The organism is Streptomyces sp. NPDC002896, assembly GCF_040295225.1.
Lineage (GTDB): Bacteria > Actinomycetota > Actinomycetes > Streptomycetales > Streptomycetaceae > Streptomyces.
On sequence record NZ_JBEOVA010000099.1, the window covers coordinates 1 to 1,425 of the forward strand.

Here is a 1,425-nt window from a genome sequence, read left to right on the forward strand (position 1 = left end):
GCACTAGTGTGCTGCGCCAGAAATCCTCAGAGTTAGTTGATACCTTCTTTTCATGGCGCAACGAGGCCCTACTGCTGTGGAGATCGTTCTTTCCGAGGGTGAGCGTGCTGAACTTGTGCGCCGGGCGGGGCTGTCCGACCGGCGCGCGGCTGAGCGGGCCAGGATCATCTTGGCCTGCGCTGATGGGATGTCGAATGCGGGTGCTGCACAGGCCGTTGGCGCCGGCGTCAAGACGGTGCGCAAGTGGCGCGGGAAGTTCGCCGCTGAGCGACTCGCCGGGCTCCAAGACGAGGGCCCTATCGGCCGACCCAAGTCCGAACTGGTCCTGAGCGAGGGTGAGCGAGCCCAGCTTGTGCGCTGGGCGAGGCGGGCCAAGACCGCCCAGTACCTCGCGCTGCGGGCGAAGATCGTGCTGCGGTGTGCGGAGGGTGTGACGAACAAGCAGGTTGCGGCTGATCTGGGCGTGGATCAGTCCACAGTGGACCGATGGCGGGCCCGCTTCGTGGCTGATCGCCTCGACGGCCTGCAGGACGAACCGCGAACCGGCAGGCCGCCCTCGGTCCTGCTCGACCAGGTCGAAGACGTCATCGTTGCGACACTGGAGTCCGTGCCGGGCAAGGACACGCACTGGTCGCGGGCCTCCATGGCCACACGCACCGGGCTGTCGAAGTCCACCATCGGGCGCATCTGGAAGAAGTTTGACCTCAAGCCGCACCTGCAGGACTCCTTCAAGCTCTCCACCGACCCGCAGTTCGTCGACAAGGTCGTGGACGTTGTCGGGCTCTACCACAACCCGCCAGAGCGGGCAGTGGTGCTCTGCGTCGATGAGAAGAGCCAGATCCAGGCGCTGGATCGGTCCCAGCCGGTGTTGCCGATGATGCCCGGCATGCCCGAGCGCCGCACCCACGACTACCTGCGCCACGGCATCACCAGCCTGTTCGCCGCATTCAACATCGCTGACGGCACCGTCATCCACGCTCTCCACCGACGCCACCGCGCCATCGAGTTCAAGAAGTTTCTGGTCGCGATAGACAAGGCCGTGCCCGCCGAGCTGGACGTACACCTCGTCTGCGACAACTACGTCACCCACAAGACCCCCGAGATCCAGCAGTGGCTCGCCCGACACCCGCGATTCCACGTCCACTTCACACCGACCGGCTCCTCTTGGATCAACCAGGTCGAGCGGTGGTTCGGCCTGCTGACGGACAAACTCATCCGCCGCGGCGTCCACACCTCCGTCCAGGCGCTCGAGAACGACATCCGCAACTGGATCGACACCTGGAACGAGAACCCAAGACCGTTCATCTGGACCAAGACCGCCGACGAGATCCTCAAGTCCCTCGCCGACTACCTCGCCAGGATCGCCCCACCCAACAGTCAAACCGGAACCGACTAACCCTCAGGATTTCCGGCGCAGCACACTAG

General features: G+C 64.6%; 1 protein-coding gene. It reads left to right on the plus strand.

Annotated elements, in window-relative coordinates:
• Positions 1–76 precede the first annotated feature (76 nt).
• Positions 77–1,396 (plus strand): IS630 family transposase, encoded by a 1,320-nt coding sequence (locus tag ABT009_RS47350; protein ID WP_351309674.1) that lies wholly within the window; start codon positions 77–79, stop codon positions 1,394–1,396.
• Positions 1,397–1,425: the final 29 nt, after the last annotated feature.